Annotated in this window: 8 protein-coding genes; 4 read left to right on the plus strand and 4 right to left on the minus strand. The window is 72.5% G+C overall.

All coding sequences use genetic code 11. The features are described 5' to 3' along the window. The first annotated feature begins 132 nt into the window (after nt 1-132). From ACZ6S5_RS28580 to ACZ6S5_RS28595, 4 genes are all read left to right on the plus strand, one after another. On the plus strand, nt 133-1,182 hold the full coding sequence (locus ACZ6S5_RS28580) for a carbohydrate ABC transporter permease (protein ID WP_466005315.1): 1,050 nt from the start codon (nt 133-135) through the stop codon (nt 1,180-1,182). A 1-nt stretch (nt 1,183) separates the two neighbouring features. Next, nucleotides 1,184-2,146, plus strand: a complete 963-nt coding sequence (locus tag ACZ6S5_RS28585) for a carbohydrate ABC transporter permease (RefSeq protein WP_466005316.1) — start codon at nt 1,184-1,186, stop codon at nt 2,144-2,146. Nucleotides 2,147-2,209: 63 nt separating this feature from the next. Further along, nucleotides 2,210-3,283 (plus strand): LacI family DNA-binding transcriptional regulator, encoded by a 1,074-nt coding sequence (locus ACZ6S5_RS28590; protein ID WP_466005317.1) that lies wholly within the window; start codon nt 2,210-2,212, stop codon nt 3,281-3,283. A gap of 81 nt (nt 3,284-3,364) precedes the next feature. Beyond that, complete coding sequence (locus ACZ6S5_RS28595) at nt 3,365-5,020, plus strand: glycoside hydrolase family 13 protein (protein ID WP_466005344.1); 1,656 nt, start codon at nt 3,365-3,367, stop codon at nt 5,018-5,020. Between the two features lie 101 nt (nt 5,021-5,121). On the opposite strand, the gene ACZ6S5_RS28600 is transcribed toward ACZ6S5_RS28595, so the two are convergent. The 4 genes from ACZ6S5_RS28600 to ACZ6S5_RS28615 all read right to left on the minus strand — a co-directional run bounded on the left by ACZ6S5_RS28600 (nt 5,122) and on the right by ACZ6S5_RS28615 (nt 16,524). After that, nucleotides 5,122-6,540 carry an MFS transporter gene (locus ACZ6S5_RS28600; RefSeq protein WP_466005318.1) on the minus strand — a complete coding sequence of 473 codons (1,419 nt, stop codon included), beginning with the start codon at nt 6,538-6,540 and terminating at the stop codon, nt 5,122-5,124. 57 nt (nt 6,541-6,597) lie between these two features. Further along, entirely contained in the window at nt 6,598-9,795 is a 3,198-nt protein-coding gene (locus tag ACZ6S5_RS28605) for an AfsR/SARP family transcriptional regulator (protein ID WP_466005319.1), read from the minus strand. A 286-nt stretch (nt 9,796-10,081) separates the two neighbouring features. Beyond that, nucleotides 10,082-10,267: a hypothetical protein gene (locus ACZ6S5_RS28610; RefSeq protein WP_466005320.1), complete on the minus strand. Its 186-nt coding sequence runs from the start codon at nt 10,265-10,267 to the stop codon at nt 10,082-10,084. A gap of 20 nt (nt 10,268-10,287) precedes the next feature. Beyond that, nucleotides 10,288-16,524, minus strand: a complete 6,237-nt coding sequence (locus tag ACZ6S5_RS28615; RefSeq protein WP_466005321.1) for an RHS repeat-associated core domain-containing protein — start codon at nt 16,522-16,524, stop codon at nt 10,288-10,290. Nucleotides 16,525-16,550 lie beyond the last annotated feature (26 nt).

A 16,550-nucleotide genomic window follows, 5' to 3' on the forward strand; every position in this document is an offset into this window, starting at 1 on the left:
TCCTCCGCCCCTGCGCTCTCTGGCCCCCCCCCCCCACCCCCCCCCCACACCCCCCCCCCCCCCCCCCCGCTCCTCCCCCCCCCCCCCCCCCCCCCCCCCCCCCACCGCTCGATCCAACCCCTGGGAGGGTCGATGGAGTTCGACTTCGCGGAGGAACAGCCGAAGTTCCTCATGCTGATGTACGGGCTGATCGCTTTCGTCGCGGTGGTGGGCGGGCTGCTCCTGCTCCTCGACGTGGTGCCGGCCTGGTTCGCCCGCCGCCGGGAGGCGAAGCTGGTCGCCGCCGCGACGAGCGGCGCCCCCCTGCCCCGCCGGCGCAAGCCGCGCGAGGGGCTGTTCGCGCTCTTCTTCCTGCTGCCGACGCTGCTGTTCCTCCTCGTCGGGCTGGTGGTGCCGGCGATCCGCACCACGCTGCTCTCCTTCATGGATTCCGGCAGCAACAACTGGGTGGGACTGCGCAACTACGGCTGGCTGTTCTCCGAGGACGCGATCATCCAGGTGCTGACCAACACCCTGATCTGGGTGCTCCTGGTGCCGCTGGTCGCCACCGCCTTCGGCCTGATCTATGCGGTGATGGTGGACCGGGCCCGGTTCGAGGCGGTCGCCAAGTCGCTGATCTTCCTGCCGATGGCGATCTCGTTCGTCGGCGCCAGCATCATCTGGAAGTTCGTCTACGCCTACCGCGGCGACGGTGAGGAGCAGATCGGTCTGCTCAACCAGATCGTGGTCAGCCTCGGCGGCGAGCCGAAGCAGTGGCTGCTCGAATCGCCCCTGAACACCTTCCTGCTCATCGTGATCATGGTCTGGATCCAGGCCGGCTTCGCGATGGTGGTGCTCTCGGCCGCCATCAAGGCCATCCCGGCGGACATCGTCGAGGCGGCCCGGCTGGACGGGGTGAGCCCGTGGCAGATGTTCCGGCAGATCACCCTGCCGAGCATCCGGCCGGCGCTGATCGTGGTGGTGGTCACGCTCTCCATCGCCACGCTCAAGGTCTTCGACATCGTCCGGACCGCCACCAACGGCAACTACGACACCAGCGTGATCGCGAACGAGATGTACAACCAGGCGTTCCGGTACGGCCAGAACGGGCAGGGTTCCGCCCTCGCGGTCTTCCTCTTCGTCCTGGTCATCCCGATCGTGATCTACCAGATCCGTAACCTGCGTCAGCAGCGGGAGGGCTGAGATGACCACCGCCACGCCCACCGTCGGAGCCGGTGTCCAGGCGACCGGGAAGACCACGCGGGTCGGCCGGGTCCGCAAGCGCCTGAACAGCCGGACCGCCACGCTGGTCTCGATCGTCATCGCGCTGCTCTGGACGGTCCCGACCTTCGGCCTGTTCATCTCCTCGTTCCGGCCCGAGGACCAGATCAAGACCACCGGCTGGTGGACGTTCTTCACCGACCCGCAGTTCACCCTGGAGAACTACCAGCAGGTGCTCTTCAGCACCTCCTCCTCGTCCGGCCAGCTCGCCAGCTACTTCATCAACTCCCTGGCGATCACCATCCCCTCGGTGCTCTTCCCGACGGCGTTCGCGGCACTCGCCGCGTACGCGCTGGCCTGGATCAATTTCAAGGGGCGGGACTGGCTCTACATCGCGATCTTCGCGTTGCAGATCGTGCCGCTGCAGATGGCCCTGGTGCCGCTGCTGAAGTTCTTCTCCACCGGCGTCACCGTCGCCGGCATCCAGGTGCTCCCGGCCTGGGATCTCGTCGACGAGCAGAAGTTCGCGCAGGTGTGGTTCGCGCACACCTGCTTCGCGCTGCCGTTCGCCGTATTCCTGCTGCACAACTTCATCGCGCAGCTGCCGTCGGACCTGATGGAGGCGGCCCGGGTCGACGGTGCCACCCACCCGAAGATCTTCCGCACCATCGTGCTGCCGCTGATCACGCCCGCGCTGGCCGCGTTCGGCATCTTCCAGTTCCTCTGGGTCTGGAACGACCTGCTGGTCGCGCTCATCTTCGCGGGCGGCGGCAACGAGACCGCCCCGCTGACCGTCCGGCTCGCCGAGATGGCCGGCACCCGGGGCAACGAGTGGCAGCGGCTGACGTCCGGCGCGTTCGTGTCGATCGTCGTACCGCTGATCGTGTTCCTGTCCCTCCAGCGCTACTTCGTCCGGGGCCTGCTCGCCGGCAGCGTCAAGGGCTGACCCGCTGCTCCGCCGCCGCCGGCCTCCGGCGGCGGCGGACACGGGTCGGAGCGGGGAACAGCGATGACCAGGATTGACGACGTCGCCCGGCTGGCCGGGGTCTCCACGGCCACCGTGTCGCGGGCGCTGCGCGGCCTGCCGACGGTCTCGGCCGCCACCCGGCGGCGGGTGCAGGCCGCCGCCGAGCAGCTCCAGTACGCGGTTTCGCCGAGCGCGTCGCGGCTGGCCGGTGGAAAGACCGGCACGGTGGCGGTGGTGGTCCCGCGGATCACCCGGTGGTTCTTCGCCACGGTCGTGGAGGCGGTCGAGGACCACCTCCACGAGAACGGCTACGACCTGCTGCTCTACAACCTCGGCGGGCGGGAGCAGACCCGGCGGCGGGTGCTGCGGACGGCCAGCCTGCACAAGCGGGTCGACGCGATCATCCTGGTCGCCACCCCGCTGCGCCCGGCGGACGTGACCGCGCTGACCAAGCTGGACCTGCCGGGCGTGACGATCAGCTCCGGCAGCGGGGTGCCCGGCTGGCCCTGTGTCCGTATCGACGACGTGGCCGCGGCCCGGACCGCCACCCGGCACCTGCTCGATCTCGGCCACACCCGGATCGCGCACATCTCCGGCGACCCGGACGACGAGCTCGCCTTCACCACCCACCTGGACCGCCGTCGCGGCTACCAGGAGGCGCTGCGCGCGGCCGGGATCCGGCCCGACCCGAGCCTGGACGTCGAGTCCCAGTTCACCATCGACGGGGGCATCCAGGCGGCCACCGAGCTGCTGGCCCGGGGCGAGCCGCCGACCGCGATCTTCGCGGCCTGCGACGAGATGGCGATGGGCGCGATGACCGCGCTGCGCGACGCCGGGCTGCGGGTGCCGCAGGACGTCAGCGTGATCGGGGTCGACGACCACGACCTGGCCGGGGTGCTCGGGTTGAGCACCATCGTTCAGCCCGCGGCGGAGCAGGGGCAGCTCGCCGCCCGGATCCTGCTCGACCCGCTCGGCGTCCGCGCCGCCGACCCGTACGCCGGGCTGGTGCCCGCACCGCGCGGCGCCGACGCGGGCGGCGACACGCCGACGCCGTCCGTGATCCTGCCCACTCGCCTGGTGGTGCGCGAGTCGACCGCGCCACCCCGGGCACACTGAACGGATCCGGCGCCCCCGGGGGTGGCCGGGCAACGACCGTCCGGTCACCGGGCGGCCACAGTACGAACAGGGGAGAAGGCTCTGAACACCGACGCGACGCAGCAGGGACCGGCCGGCGCCCCGGCCACCGGCTGGTGGACCGAGGCCGTCATCTACCAGATCTACCCGCGCTCGTTCGCCGACTCGAACGGCGACGGCATCGGAGACCTGCCCGGCATCACCGCCCGCCTCGGTCACCTCTCCGAGCTGGGGGTCGACGCCGTCTGGCTGTCCCCGTTCTACCCCTCACCGCAGGCCGACGCCGGCTACGACGTGGCCGACTACCGGGACGTCGACCCGCTCTTCGGCACCCTCGGCGACGCCGACAAGATGATCGCCGAGGCGAAGACGCGCGGGCTGCGGGTGATCGTCGACCTGGTGCCGAACCACACCTCGTCGCAGCACCGTTGGTTCCAGGCCGCGCTCGCCGCCGGGCCGGGCAGCCCCGAGCGGCAGCGCTACGTCTTCCGGGACGGCAAGGGCCCGCAGGGCGCCGAGCCGCCGAACGACTGGCAGAGCGTCTTCGGCGGCCCCGCGTGGACCCGGCTGCCGGACGGCCAGTGGTACCTGCACCTGTTCGACACCGGGCAGCCGGACCTGAACTGGGACAACCCCGACGTCCGCGCCGAGTTCCTCGACATCCTCCGGTTCTGGCTTGACCGGGGCGTGGACGGCTTCCGGGTGGACGTGGCGCACGGGCTGATCAAGCAGGCCGACCTGGCGGACTGGCAGGAGCAGCCCGAGATCCTCTCCGGGGCGGAGATCGACAAGCCGCGCCCGCCCATGTGGGACCAGGACGGCGTGCACGACATCTACCGCGAGTGGCGGCGGCTGCTCGACTCGTACGACGGCGAGCGGATCCTGGTCGCCGAGGCGTGGGTGGAGCCGGCCGAGCGGCTGGCCCGGTACGTCCGGCCGGACGAGATGCACCAGGCGTTCAACTTCGAGTACCTGCTCGCCGCGTGGACCGCCCCGGCCCAGTACGCGGTGATCACGCGCTCCCTGGAGGCCACCGACTCGGTCGGCGCCCCCACCACCTGGGTGCTCTCCAACCACGACGTGGTCCGGCACGCCTCCCGCCTCGGCCTGCCGATCGGTGGCGGCCGGCCGAACGGCATCGGCATCGGCGACCCGCAGCCGGACGCCGCGCTCGGCCTGCGCCGCGCCCGCGCGGCCAGCCTGCTGATGCTCGCCCTGCCCGGCTCGGCGTACCTCTACCAGGGCGAGGAGCTGGGGCTGCCCGAGCACACCACGCTCCCCGACGAGGCCCGGCAGGATCCCACCTGGGAGCGCAGCGGCCACACCCAGCGCGGCCGGGACGGCTGCCGGGTGCCGATCCCGTGGGAGGCGGACGCCCCGTCGTACGGCTTCGGCCCGGCCGACGCGAGCTGGCTCCCCCAGCCCTCGAGCTGGGCCGAGTACGCCCTCGACCGGCAGCGCGGGGTGCCCGGCTCGACGTACGAGCTGTACCGGACGGCGCTGCGGCTGCGCCGTGAGCACGACCTGGGTCAGGGTCCCCTGCGCTGGCTCTCCTCCGGTGACGAGGTGCTCACCTTCACCAACCGGGAGCTCACCGTGCTGACCAACTTCGGCGCGGCGCCGGTGCCGCTGCCGGCCGGCGCCGAGGTGCTGGCGGCCAGCGCGCCGCTCGACGGCGATGCCGTCCCCACCGACGTCACGGTCTGGTACCGCGTCTGACGCCCCGGACCGGGCTTCCGGTCCCGGTAACGTCCGGGAAGGAGTGGCCTCCCGACCGCGGGAGGCCACTCCTTCCGGCGAACAGCGTGGACCTTGACCGGTCAGAGGTGGTCGGCGCGGGTGTGCAGCAGGTCGTGCACCGATTCGATGTCCCCGGGTGAGGTACGCGCGGCCAGCCAGTACATGAACCCGGTCGGGATGAAGAAGAGCTGGAACACGGCCAGCCCGACGGCGAAGTTCAGCGGTGGCGGGAAGGCCGCCCGCAACCCCTGGAAGGCCACCCCGACCAGGCCGTTGCCGGCCGCCCGGCCGACCCCGTTGACCAGGTTGCCGAGGCTGTAGACGGTGCCCCGGTGCTCGGGCGGGTTGACGTCGGCGATCAGCGCGAACCAGTTGGGCGAGTTGGCCGAAGTGAGCGCGAGGGCCAGCAGCGCGGTCAGCAGGCTGAGCCCGACCGTGGGTTCGGTGAAGACACTGGCCAGCACCGCCCCGACCACGGCCCCGGAGCTGCCGCCGTCCGGCACGTCGATCCGGATCGGGACCAGGAACAGGACCAGGTAGAACGGCACGGCCGCGAGGATGCCCACCGCCGCGACCAGCGCCCGCCCGCTCGGCGTACGCCGTTGCAGCGCGTCGCCGGCCAGGCCGCCGAGGATGGAGAAGACCCCGCCGAGCTGAAACAGGGTGGCGAAGACGCTGCCCACCACGACGGCGGTGGCCGCCGAGTAGCCCTGCGCCTCGGCCCGTTCGGCGAAGAGCACCGGCAGCCAGACCAGCGAGCCGAACGCCGCCTGCGCGGTCAGCCCCTGGAGGATCAGCCAGCGGTTGGTCCGTCGGGCCAGGATCCGGGGCAGGTCGGCCCGGCTGATCCGGTAGTCGTAGTCGGCGCCCGCGTCGAGCGCCGCGGCCAGTTCCGGCTCGCTCTCGCCCCGGCGGATGTCGTACGTGAAGAGGTAGGCCACGGTGGCGGCCAGGCCGACGACGGCGAGCAGCAGGAACGGCCGTCGCCAGTCGGTCGCGCCGAGGATGCCGCCGGTGAGCGTGCCGGCGAGCGTGCCCACCCCCTGCGACAGCCCCCAGAAGCTCATCACCAGACCCCGGCGGCGGGGCGAGATCAGGTCGGTGACCACCGAGAAGCCGACCGAGCCGACCGCGCCCAGCCCGACCGCGGCGACCAGCTGAGCGACCAGGAACGTCGGGTAGTGCTGGGCCAGGGCGCTGCCCCCGGTGCCGGCCGCCCAGATCAGCGTGCCCACCATCAGCAGCGGCTTGCGGTTCGTCCGGTCGCCGACGTACGCCCAGCCCACCGCGGCGACCGCGCTGACCAGGAAGCTCACCGCGGTGACCAGCCCGAGCAGCCGTTGCGGCACGCCGAGCGCGCCGGAGATCGGCCCGTACAGCGGGGGGACCAGGCCGATCGCGACGTTGTCCAGCGAGGCGAGCACCACGAACACGATCACGCTGTAGAGCCGGTGGGCTGCACTTCCCCCACGGGTCGCGCGCTCGGTGCCCATGGTCATGTCTGGCACCCAACCAGGATCAGCCGCCGCCCGCCACCCGTCCAACGGAGATCCCCGCTACGCCGTCCGGCCGTGTTGTTCCTCGGGCGACGCACGCAGAGCCGGCGAGGGCAGCGGGAACCAGGCGGCCAGGCGTGAGTCGGCGTCCCGGGCGCTGGGGTGGGCGACCCCGTGCAGCAGGTCGGCGGCCTCCCGCCAGGCGGCCAGCGCGCCGTCGTGGTCGCCCTGTTCCTCGCGGACGTCGCCGAGCATCAGCAGCGTCTTGCCCAACCACCGCTCGCCCTCGTTGCGTCCGACACTGATCGCCGAGGTGAGCAGGTCCGCCGCCGCGGCCGGCCGCCCCGCCCGGCGATGCGCGTCGGCCAGTACGGTCAGCGCTTCCGCGGTGCCCGTCGCGTACCGCATCGCCTCGGCGATGGTTAAGGCCTGCTCGGCCGCCACCACGGCCTCCGCGTCGCGCCCGGCCGACAGGTAGATTCCGGCGAACCGGTACAGCGTGATGACCTCACCGTAGGGGTCACGCAGGTCCCGGAAGATCGCCAGCGCGGTGGTGAGCAGCTCGATCGCGTCGGTGATCCGGCCGGCGTCGTGGTAGACCCGGGCGAGCCCGTTCATGACGTCGGCCTGGCTGCTCCGGCTGTCGCAGGCGGCGTAGAGGTCGAGAGCGCGGCGCAACTGCTGCTCGGCTTCCCCCAGCCGGCCGTGCTCGCGTTCGATCGCCCCGAGGTGCTGTCGAGCGCGAGCCGTGCACCACAGGCTGCCGACCCGCTCGGCCAGCACCAGGGCGCGCTCCGCCGCGTGGCGGGCCTGCGGCAGGTGCCCCAGGTAGCCCTGCAGGTAGGTCAACCGGTTGAGGGCGTGTGCCTGGCCGCAGTCGTCGTCGAGCGCCTCGAACAGCTCCGCGGCGGTCTCCGCCCAGCCCGCCGCGTCGGAGACCGCGTGGTACTCGTCCGACCGGCTGCGGTACAACATCGCCAGCGCCGTCATGCGTCGGTCGCCGTCCCGTTCGGCCGCCGCCTCGGCGAGGGCGTTGATCGACCGCCAGACGTCGACCGCCCCACGCATCTCCAGGAACGGCCCGAGCACGTGCGTCAGCGCCCCGCACAGCTCGTCCAGACCCAGGTCGTACGCCTGGCGTACGCCGGCCAGCAGCGATTCGCTCTCCGCCTCGTACCAGGCGACCGGGTCGGTGGCCGCGGCGGACCCGACGGCCGGATCGAGCAGGGCGGTACCGGTGATCGCGGGCTCCAGCCCGGGGAACTGCTTGTCGGGCAGGCCCCGCATGGCCGACAGCGCGTAACCGAGCCAGGCGTTGAGGCCCGCCACCACGGCCGTACGCCGGCTCGGCTCGTCGATCCGCGCGGCGGCCCGTTCGCGCAGGAGCAGTCCGACCAGGTCGTGGAACCGGTACCGGTCCTGGCCGGCGGCGTCCCGGCCGGCGTACTCGACGATGCGGTGCTGCACGAGCTGGTCGATCAGCGCCTCGGCGACCGCGACGGGGCGCTGCAGCACCGCCCCGGCGGCCCAGCTGGCAAAGCTCGGTGCGGCCAGCAGCGCCAGCAGCTGCGCGGCGGCGTCGGCGTGCGGATCCAGGCCGCGGAAGCTGAGCTCCAGGCTGGCCCGTACCTCGAGGTCGCCGTGGTGCAGCTCGTCCAGGCGGTGCTGGTCGGCCAACCGGTCGGCGAGCCTGCGGAGGGACCAGTACGGCCGGCTGGCCAACCGCGCGCCGACGATGCGTACCGCCAGCGGCAACCACCCGCACAGTTCGACGAGGCGTGCCGCGACCGCCGGCTCGCCCGCCACCCGTTCGGCGCCGACCATCGCCCGCAGCAGCGCCAGCGCCTCCTCGTCGGGCAGCACGTCGAGGTCGAGGTGGTATCCGCCCTCCACGTCCGCCAGGTCGTAACGGCTGGTGACGAGCACGGCGCAACCCGATCCGCCCGGCACCAGCGGGCGCACCTGCGCCGCGCTCGCCGCGTCGTCGAGCACGACCAGCACCCGGCGCTCCGCCGTGACCGAGCGGTAGAGCAGGATCCGTTCCTGGACCTCCTCGGGGATCGCGGCGCGGTGGATGCCCAACGCGACGAGCACCCGCCCCAGCACCTCCGCCGGCTGCTGCGGCCGGTCGTGCGTCCCGCCGAGGGCGACGTACAGCTGTCCGTCGGGAAAGCGCGCCCGCAACCGATGGCCCACGTGGGTGGCCAGGGCGGTCTTGCCGACCCCCGGGATGCCGGCCACGACCACGACCGGCACCGCCGTCGTGCCGGTCGAGGTCAACCGGCGGCACGCCTCCTCCACCTCGGCGACGCGGCCGGTGAAGTCGCTGACGTCCGCGGGAAGCTGGGCCGGCACCGCGGCCGACGGCGGGGTGACTCCGGCGACCCGGTGCGGCTCCGGCCCGGGTTCGGCCGGTGCGTGCCGGGCCGGTGCCCCCGATGCCGGGCGCGAGGCGTCGTCGGATCGGTTGTCGGTACCGGCGAGGATGGTCCGTTCCAGCCGCTGCAACTCGGCGCCCGGCTCGATGCCCAGCTCGTCGGCCATCAGCCGGCGTCCTGTGCGGTAGACCTCCAACGCCGCGGCCGTGCGCCCGACCGCGTCCAGCGCGGTCATCAGTTGCCCGCGCAGCCGCTCGCGCAGCGGGTGTTCGGCCACCAGCCGGGTCAGCTCCGGGACCAGCTCGGCGTGCCGGTGCAGCGCGAACTCCACGTCGACCAGCTTCTCCGTGGTGGCCAGCCGCAGCTCGGCCAACCGGTGCGCCTCGGCCACGGCGAACGGCGCCGGCACGTCGGTCAGCTCCGGCCCCCGCCACAGCGCCAGCGCGGCGCGCAAGGCGGCGGCCGTGACCTTCGGCGGCAGGCCGTCCCGGTCCGCGTCCCGCAGCAGCTGCTCCACCCGCGCCAGGTCGAGCTGGTCGTCCTCGATCCGCAGCAGGTAGCCGGGGCTGCGGGTGACCACCAGCCGGTCGGCGTCCGGCCGGCCGGCTTCGCCGAACAGCCGGCGCAGCGACGACACCACCGTCAGCACCTGCTCGCGGGCGGTCGCGGGCGGAGACTCGGGCCACAGCCCGTCGATCAGCTCGTCGACCGAGACCACCCGGTTGCGCCGTAACAGCAGCGCGGCCAGGACGATCCGCTGGCGGGTACCCGGCAAGGGGATCAGGCCCGATCGCCCCCGTACCTCCAGCGAGCCGAGGACGTTGAAGGCGAGGCCGGGTGTGCGGCTACCGTGCTGCTCCCCGGCGGTCTCGCGGTCCACCGGGTCCGCCCGGGATGTCACCGCGCCCCGGATCCGCGCTCCGGCCGGGCTTCGTGAGCCCGATCGTGCGGCACCGTCCACATCGCGCACCTCCCCGTCCGGTCGCCAGCAGAGCCGCGTCAGCGGGAGCCGCCCCCGTTCGACGGGGCGGTACTCCGTACGATATCGATCAATGCGACTGGCGGGGCCGACGGTTGGTCACGGGGAGGTAACGCGAATCCGCCACCGGAGCGACGAACTCCGGTGGCGGATGCGGTGTGCGCAGGTCATCCCGCGGGACACGTCCCTACCGGTCCTCCTCCGATCCGGCGGCGAACCAGACGGCCGCCAGCAGGACCACCAGCGGTAGCGCCGGCCACCAGGTCGCGGGAAGCAGCGCGGTTCCCACGGCGAGGAACGCGATCACCCCGAGGAGAAAGAACCGGCCACGCCGGGTGCCGAACAGCAGACGGAACCGTTGCCGCACGCCCATGAGACTCCCCCCGACCCCGGTCACGGCCACCACGTCCGCTTGGCCCTGAAGATGTACCGGTGGGCGCCGACGATGTGCTCCAGCGGCCCCGGGCTACCCTTGATGCCCTTCGCCACCCGGGCCATCTTGAAGGCGCGGGAACCTGCGGTGAGGCGGGAACCGTAGCCACCGAGCGCGGCTCCGATCGCACCCCTCTGCAGCATGGTGCTGACGCGGAAGTCCTTGGTGCCCGCGGTGCCGGCCGCGTACGTGCCCATCCCGCTCACCGCGCCGACCAGCATGACACAGGCGATCGCGGTCGCTCCGCAGGCGAGCGCCCCGAGAGCGGCGCCGATTCCGATGCCGATCGTCGCGTAGGTCCGCCAGTTGTTCTTGAAGTGGTTGCCCACCGCCTTCGCCGCGCCGGTGACGGCATGTCCGGCCGCCTTGCGGCAGGCGCTGCTCCAGAAACTGGTCAGCTTGCAGCGACTCTGCTTCTGCTTCTGCTTGGCCGCGGCCTCGCGGGCCTTCTTCGCCAGCGCCTCCCGCGCCTTGCGGGCGGCCTCCTCGCGGGCGTGTTTGATGGCCCATTCCCGGGCCAGCCGCCGGGCCTCGGCGCCCGTCCGCTGGTAGTCGCAGCCGTCGCAGTAGTGCCGAGCCTGCTTCGGCTTCGACACCGGGCGGCTGTAGTCACAGCCGTCGCAGTAGTGGTGCGTCGCTGGCGAGGACTTCTTCGGCTTCGACTTCTTCTTCGCCTTCTTCTTCGGCGGCGGGTTGTCGTAGCCGCCGCAGCCGTCGCAGTAGTGCCCGCCGGGCAGCACCCGCCACTGCCCGTCCGGGTCGCTCATCGTCACCGGGGTGTTGTCGGCGTAGGCGTAGCCGTTCATCTGCTGGGGCTCGTCGGTGTCGATGAGGGGGTCCACCGAAATGAACCGCCCGATGCCCGGGTCGTAATCGCGGGCACCGAGATGGGTCAGTCCGGTGGAGGCGTCGACGGTGCCACCGACGTACCCCTGCTGATCCGGCCAGCTCGCCGGGGCCGCCCCGCGCAGCTCACCGAAGGGCAGGTAACGGCGTTGGGTCACGGACAGGTCGTCGGCGTCGACGGCGAGCTGCGCCGTGCCGTGCTGGTCCTCCGCCTCGAAGGACAGCCCGTCGGTGCTGGTCCGCACCGCGGTGGCCGTGCCGAGGTCGTAGTACCGGGTCGCCGTCACCACGTCGGTGGACCTGGTGAGCCTGAGTTCGGTCTTGTCGAGGTAGAGCGTGACCGCGTCCGGTTCCCGACGGATCAACCGGTCGCCGTCGGCGTCGTACAGGAACTCGGTCACCTTGCCGGCCTCGGTGACCGAGGCGAGGTTGCCCTCGGTGTCCCAGACCAGCGTCTGCGCGGAGCCGCCGACGGTACGCGCCGTGGTGTTGCCGGTCGCGTCGTAGCCGTAGCTGTTCGTCCGGCCGCCGGTCGACACGGTCGAGAGCGCGTGCGGCCGGGCCGAACCGGCGGCCGGATACGTGGAGGTGCTGGTGGTCCCGGCGCCGGTCGTCGGGTCGTAGTTGGTCTCGGTGAGCCGGTTGCCGGTCTTGTCGTAGGTCCAGGACTGCCAGTACGGCGCCGGCCCGCCCTGCACACCGACCGCAGGTGCGGCCGCGCAGTCGTCGGTCGCCGCCCACGCGGTGGTGAGCCGGCGCAGGTGGTCGTACCGGAAGCACTGCGTGTCGGCCACGCCGCCGGAGGGCGTGTCGGCGATCCGGGTGACGTTGCCGGCGGCGTCGTAGGTGTAGTTGACGTCGGCCAGGTGGAGCGGGGAGATGCTGCGATCGACCAGCGAGCGGGTGAGCTTGCGGGTCGCGTCGTCGTAGAAGAACGTCTGCGCCACCTGCCTGCCGGACACCGCCTGCAGGGTGTACTGCAACGGTTCGTCGTACGGGCTGTAGGTGGCCGCGACCAGCAGCGTGGACAGCCCCGTCTGCGCCGTCTGGAGCCGGCCGTCCGGGTCGTAGGCGTAGCGCAGGGTCTCCGGCGAGAGGCCGCCCGCCGCGGGGTACGAGACGGACAGCGGATTGCCGGTGGCCGTGTAGCCGGTGCTCACCCGGTAGCTGCCGGCCAGCTTGCCCTCCACCGCCGGCACGGTGACCGTGCTGCCCAGCGAGCGGTAGCGGGAGTCGTACCCGTTGACCGACGTGGTGTACGCGGCGCCGTTGGCGTACCGCGTGGCGGTGGCGGGCTGCCCCTTCACCACGGTGCCGTTGGTCAGGGTGTCGTAGGTCCAGTCGGCCAGCTTCGCGCCGGCCGTCGAACCCTCGTACATCCCGGTCCGCCGGCCGAGCGCGTCATAGGCGTACGCGAGCGTCCGGCCCCGCGCGTCGGTGACGGTGAGGAGCTGGTCGGCGTTGTCGTAGGTGGAGGTGGTGGTGCCGCGGTCGGGGTCCTGCTCCTCGATCTTCCGCCCCCGCAGGTCGTAGTTGTACCGCCAGACGTTGCCCACCGGGTCGGTGACGCTCGCCAGCTCCCCACCCCGGGTGTAGGTGTAGCGGGTGGCGTCGTAGCCGCCGCTCGGCGTGCCACCGGAGTGCTGGCGCAGCTCGACGGTCCGGCCTTCCGGGTCGGTGACCGTGGTGGTGGCGGTGCCGCCCGCGGGTGGGGTGACCGAGACCCGGTCGCCGCCGTAGCTGGTGGTGGTGCGCCACTTCTCCGCCCCGAGGGAGAGGAAGATCTCCGCCGTCTCGCGCTCGTTGCCGTCGTAGACGGTCCGGGTCTGGGCCGGCACCGCGTTGTCGTCGACAGTCAGCAGGGTGGTGCCGGCGGTGCCGTCGTTCCAGTAGGCCGCGTTGCTCTTCACCTCCAGACCCCGGGAGTCGTAGTAGGTGTCACTGACGATCCGGCCGCCCCCCGCCGCGGGCTGTTGCGTCTGCCGTTCCCGCAGCTGGCCGTCGTAGAACGCGTACTCGGTGTCGTACCCGCCGTCGTCGCGGATCGTCTCCGTGGTGACCACGTTCGGCGCGGTGGTCCGGATGAGGTAGGAGAACTTCAGGTTGGCGGTGGCGCCGCCCGCCTTCGACCGGTCGGGCAGCCAGGCCGCCGTGGACCGGCCGAGCGGGTCGTAGGTCAGGTCGGTACGCCGGCCGTTCGGATCCACGGTCGCCGTCTCCACGCCCCACGCCGGCTCGAACGTGGTGCTCGTGACGTGCCCGAGCGGGTTGGTGACCGTGGTGCCGGTGACCGGGCCGGTGGTCGGGGTGAAGGCCGTGCTGGTCCTGCGGTCCAGTTCGTCGTACGTGTCCAGCGTGCGCCCGTAGCTGTCGTACGTCGCCCGCGAGGCCTGCGCGTACACCGGCGTGCCGTTCGAGTACGAGGCCAGCTCCTGGGTCAGGGTCTCGTCACCCTTGGTCGGCGCCGTCCCGAACGTGGTCGACCCGTCGTAGAAGGTACGCACGTCGGAGAGGACATCCGCCGGGCGGGACGGGGTCGCCGTGCAGGCCACCCCGACCCGTTCCACCCGCACCTCGTAGTCGATCATCCACTTCGCGGTGTCGCGGGCGTACGTGGTGCGGTTGCACTCGTCGTCGGTGCTCGTCGCGGTGTCGCCCAGGTCGTTCACCGTGGTCGGCAGCCCGTACGAGTCGTAGGTGGTCTGTTCCTCGGTGCGCCGCCAGCCACCGGACGCGAGCGTGAGCCGGCTGCGCTTGCGCGCGATGCCGGTCAGGTACGCCTTGGCCGAGCCGTGCGTCGCGGTGGCCGCCGAGATCCAGGCGTCGGTGATCTCGCCGTCCAGCACGCTCCCGCCGACCCCGTCGTAGGTCATGGTCTCCCGGGCGAAGCCGGCCAGCGCCGGGTGGTCGGCGACCGAGTCGCCCTCCGAGTCGGTCACCGAGACGCTCCGGGTGCCGCTGGACAGCTTGTCCCCGTCCATCCCGCGCAGGTACAGCGTCTCCCGCTGCGAGCGCACCCCGCCGGTGGCACCGTGGATCACCCGCACCCGCCCGTAGCCGCGCCACTCGCCCCAGGTGCGGTACTTCGCCGGGGTCAGTTCGTTGTCGTCGTGGTGCCAGGCACCGCCGTCGAGGTATTCGTAGTCGGTCTGCTCGATCCCGGCCACGCCGGACTGGTCGTCCTCCAGGACCTGGGCCGCGACGTACTTGTGGAACCAGTCGAGCTGCGGCTCCAGCGCACCCTCCGGCACCCAGTACTGGGGGAAGCACCGCTTGGTGTTCGTGTCCGGGGTCGGCGCGGCGGCCCGGGTGCATTCCGGGCCCGAGTAGTTGACGCGCACGTGCCCGCCGGACTCGTCGTACACGTCGGTCAGCCGCCACTTGTACAGCGGCGGGATGCCCTCCAACGCGTCGACCCGGTTCGCCAGCTGCACGCCCTCGAAGGTCACCGGCGCCAGCGCCAGGCTGCCGCCGACCTTGCCGGTACGGGTGATGGAGGCCAGCCAGAGCGAGGGCGACGTACCGTCGCCCGGGTCGCGGAACCGGTAGCCCAACGCCCAGGTGTTCACGTCCCCGGTCCCCGACACCCGGGTGGTCACGCTCGCCAGCCGCTTGCGGGTCCAGAAGGTCGGGGCGTACTGGTCGGTGCAGGTCGCCCCGGCGTCGCAGTTCTGGTCGTACGGCACGTCCGGCCAGTTCTTCGCGGTGTCCTTGGTGATCGTCCCGGTACCGCAGGTCGCCCCGTCGGCGCACCGCTCCTCCACCGTGAAGACCACCTGCATCGGGGCCGCGGCCGAGTAGACGGTGTCCGACCGCTGCCCGTAGTCGATCCGGCTCAGGTAGCCGCCGCGGACGTACGCGGTGCCGGCCGTCGCGGTCAGGTTCCGGCCGTAGTAGTTCGACTCCTTCGTGTACCAGTACGACATCGCGTTGCCGTTCGGGTCCACGACGTAGTCCAGGTTCCACCGCCAGGCCTGCGTGCAGTACGACGCCGCGAAGGTGTCGCCGTGGCACGGCTCGCCGCTGTCGTCGCCGTACACCGGCGCGGTCCACACCGACTGCGTCACCGCCGCGTTGGTGGTCCAGCCCGGCAGCCGGTGCAGCCCGTAGAAGTACTGGGTGCCGTCCCGGGTGGTGATCTTCCAGTACTCCCCGTTGTCGTCACCGTTCACGGCGCCGGTGAGGCGTTCCACCCGGGAGCCGTCGTCGTTGCGCGGATGCCACGCGCCGGTGGCGTCGTCCTTCACCAGTTCCACCGTGCGCCCGCCGAGCGAGAGGAACGCGTTGTCGGTCTCCCAGCACAGGTCGTACGGCTTCGGGCTGAACGACACGTCGTCCGAGCACGACCCGTAGCGCCGCTCGATGAAGCCCTCGCTGAAGTCCCAGCCCTCGCCGACCCAGGACGACTGGTTGTTGGTGGACACCGTGCGCCCGTCCACGCTGCCCGACGAGTACGCCAGCGTCAGGTCGGGCTCCGGGCCGCCGAGCGCGGGCACCTCCTCCAGCGGATACGACCAGACGAAGTCGCCGGCCGAGCCGCCCGCCTCCCAGGACGACGACGCCGACAGCGAGCTGGCCTTGTAGTCGCCCGCGCTACCGGACGGGGACGCGGTGGCCGCCAGCACGGTCGCAGTGGCGCCCATCGGGACGTCGGCGGTCAGCCGCCCGGAGCGGACGTCGTTCCGGGTCGCCAGCGGGGTGCCGGCACGGCAGTCCGGGCGGTTCGGCGTGGTCAGCACGCAGGCCGGGAGCCGGACCATCCGCAGCCGCGATCCCCAGTCGCCGCCGTACGCGTCCCGGAAGCCGGCGTAGTCCAGCTCGACGCTGGCACCGGACGTGCCGGCCGCCGCGCGGGCCGTGCCGGTGGCCGCCACCGTGAGCAGTACGCCACGCAGTCCGGCCCGGGCCGCAGCGTCCTGGCCGAGCAGCTCCACCCGCAGGCCGTCGGGCCGGCCGACGTCGGTCGCGCCGACCCGCACCGGCAGGCCGCCCGCGGGGACCCGGCGCGCCGAGGCGGCCCCGGCCAGGCCGCCGGCCAGCGCGTCCTTGCGGTCCGCGGCGGACAGCCCGTCCAGGTTCGCCGGCAGCCGCACCTCGGCGACCCCGGGGGTTGGCCAGGACGCGGCCGGCGCGAACCGGCGCGGCGTGGTGGCCGGCCGCGCCGGCGGGGGTACGAAGTCCCGGCCGGGCACCGACCGCTCGCGGGCCACGTCGGGCTTCCAGCGCACCGGCGCGGCCGCAGCGGGTCGCGCCGGTGCGACCAGCGCTCCCGCCGCCAGCGCGGCGGCGAGTACCGCCGCCAGCCGTCGGTGGGCCCGGCCCGGCCGTCGCCGGCGCGCAGGGCTCGTCACGATCGTTCTCATCGCCGATTACCTCC

The organism is Micromonospora sp. NPDC051924, assembly GCF_055586005.1.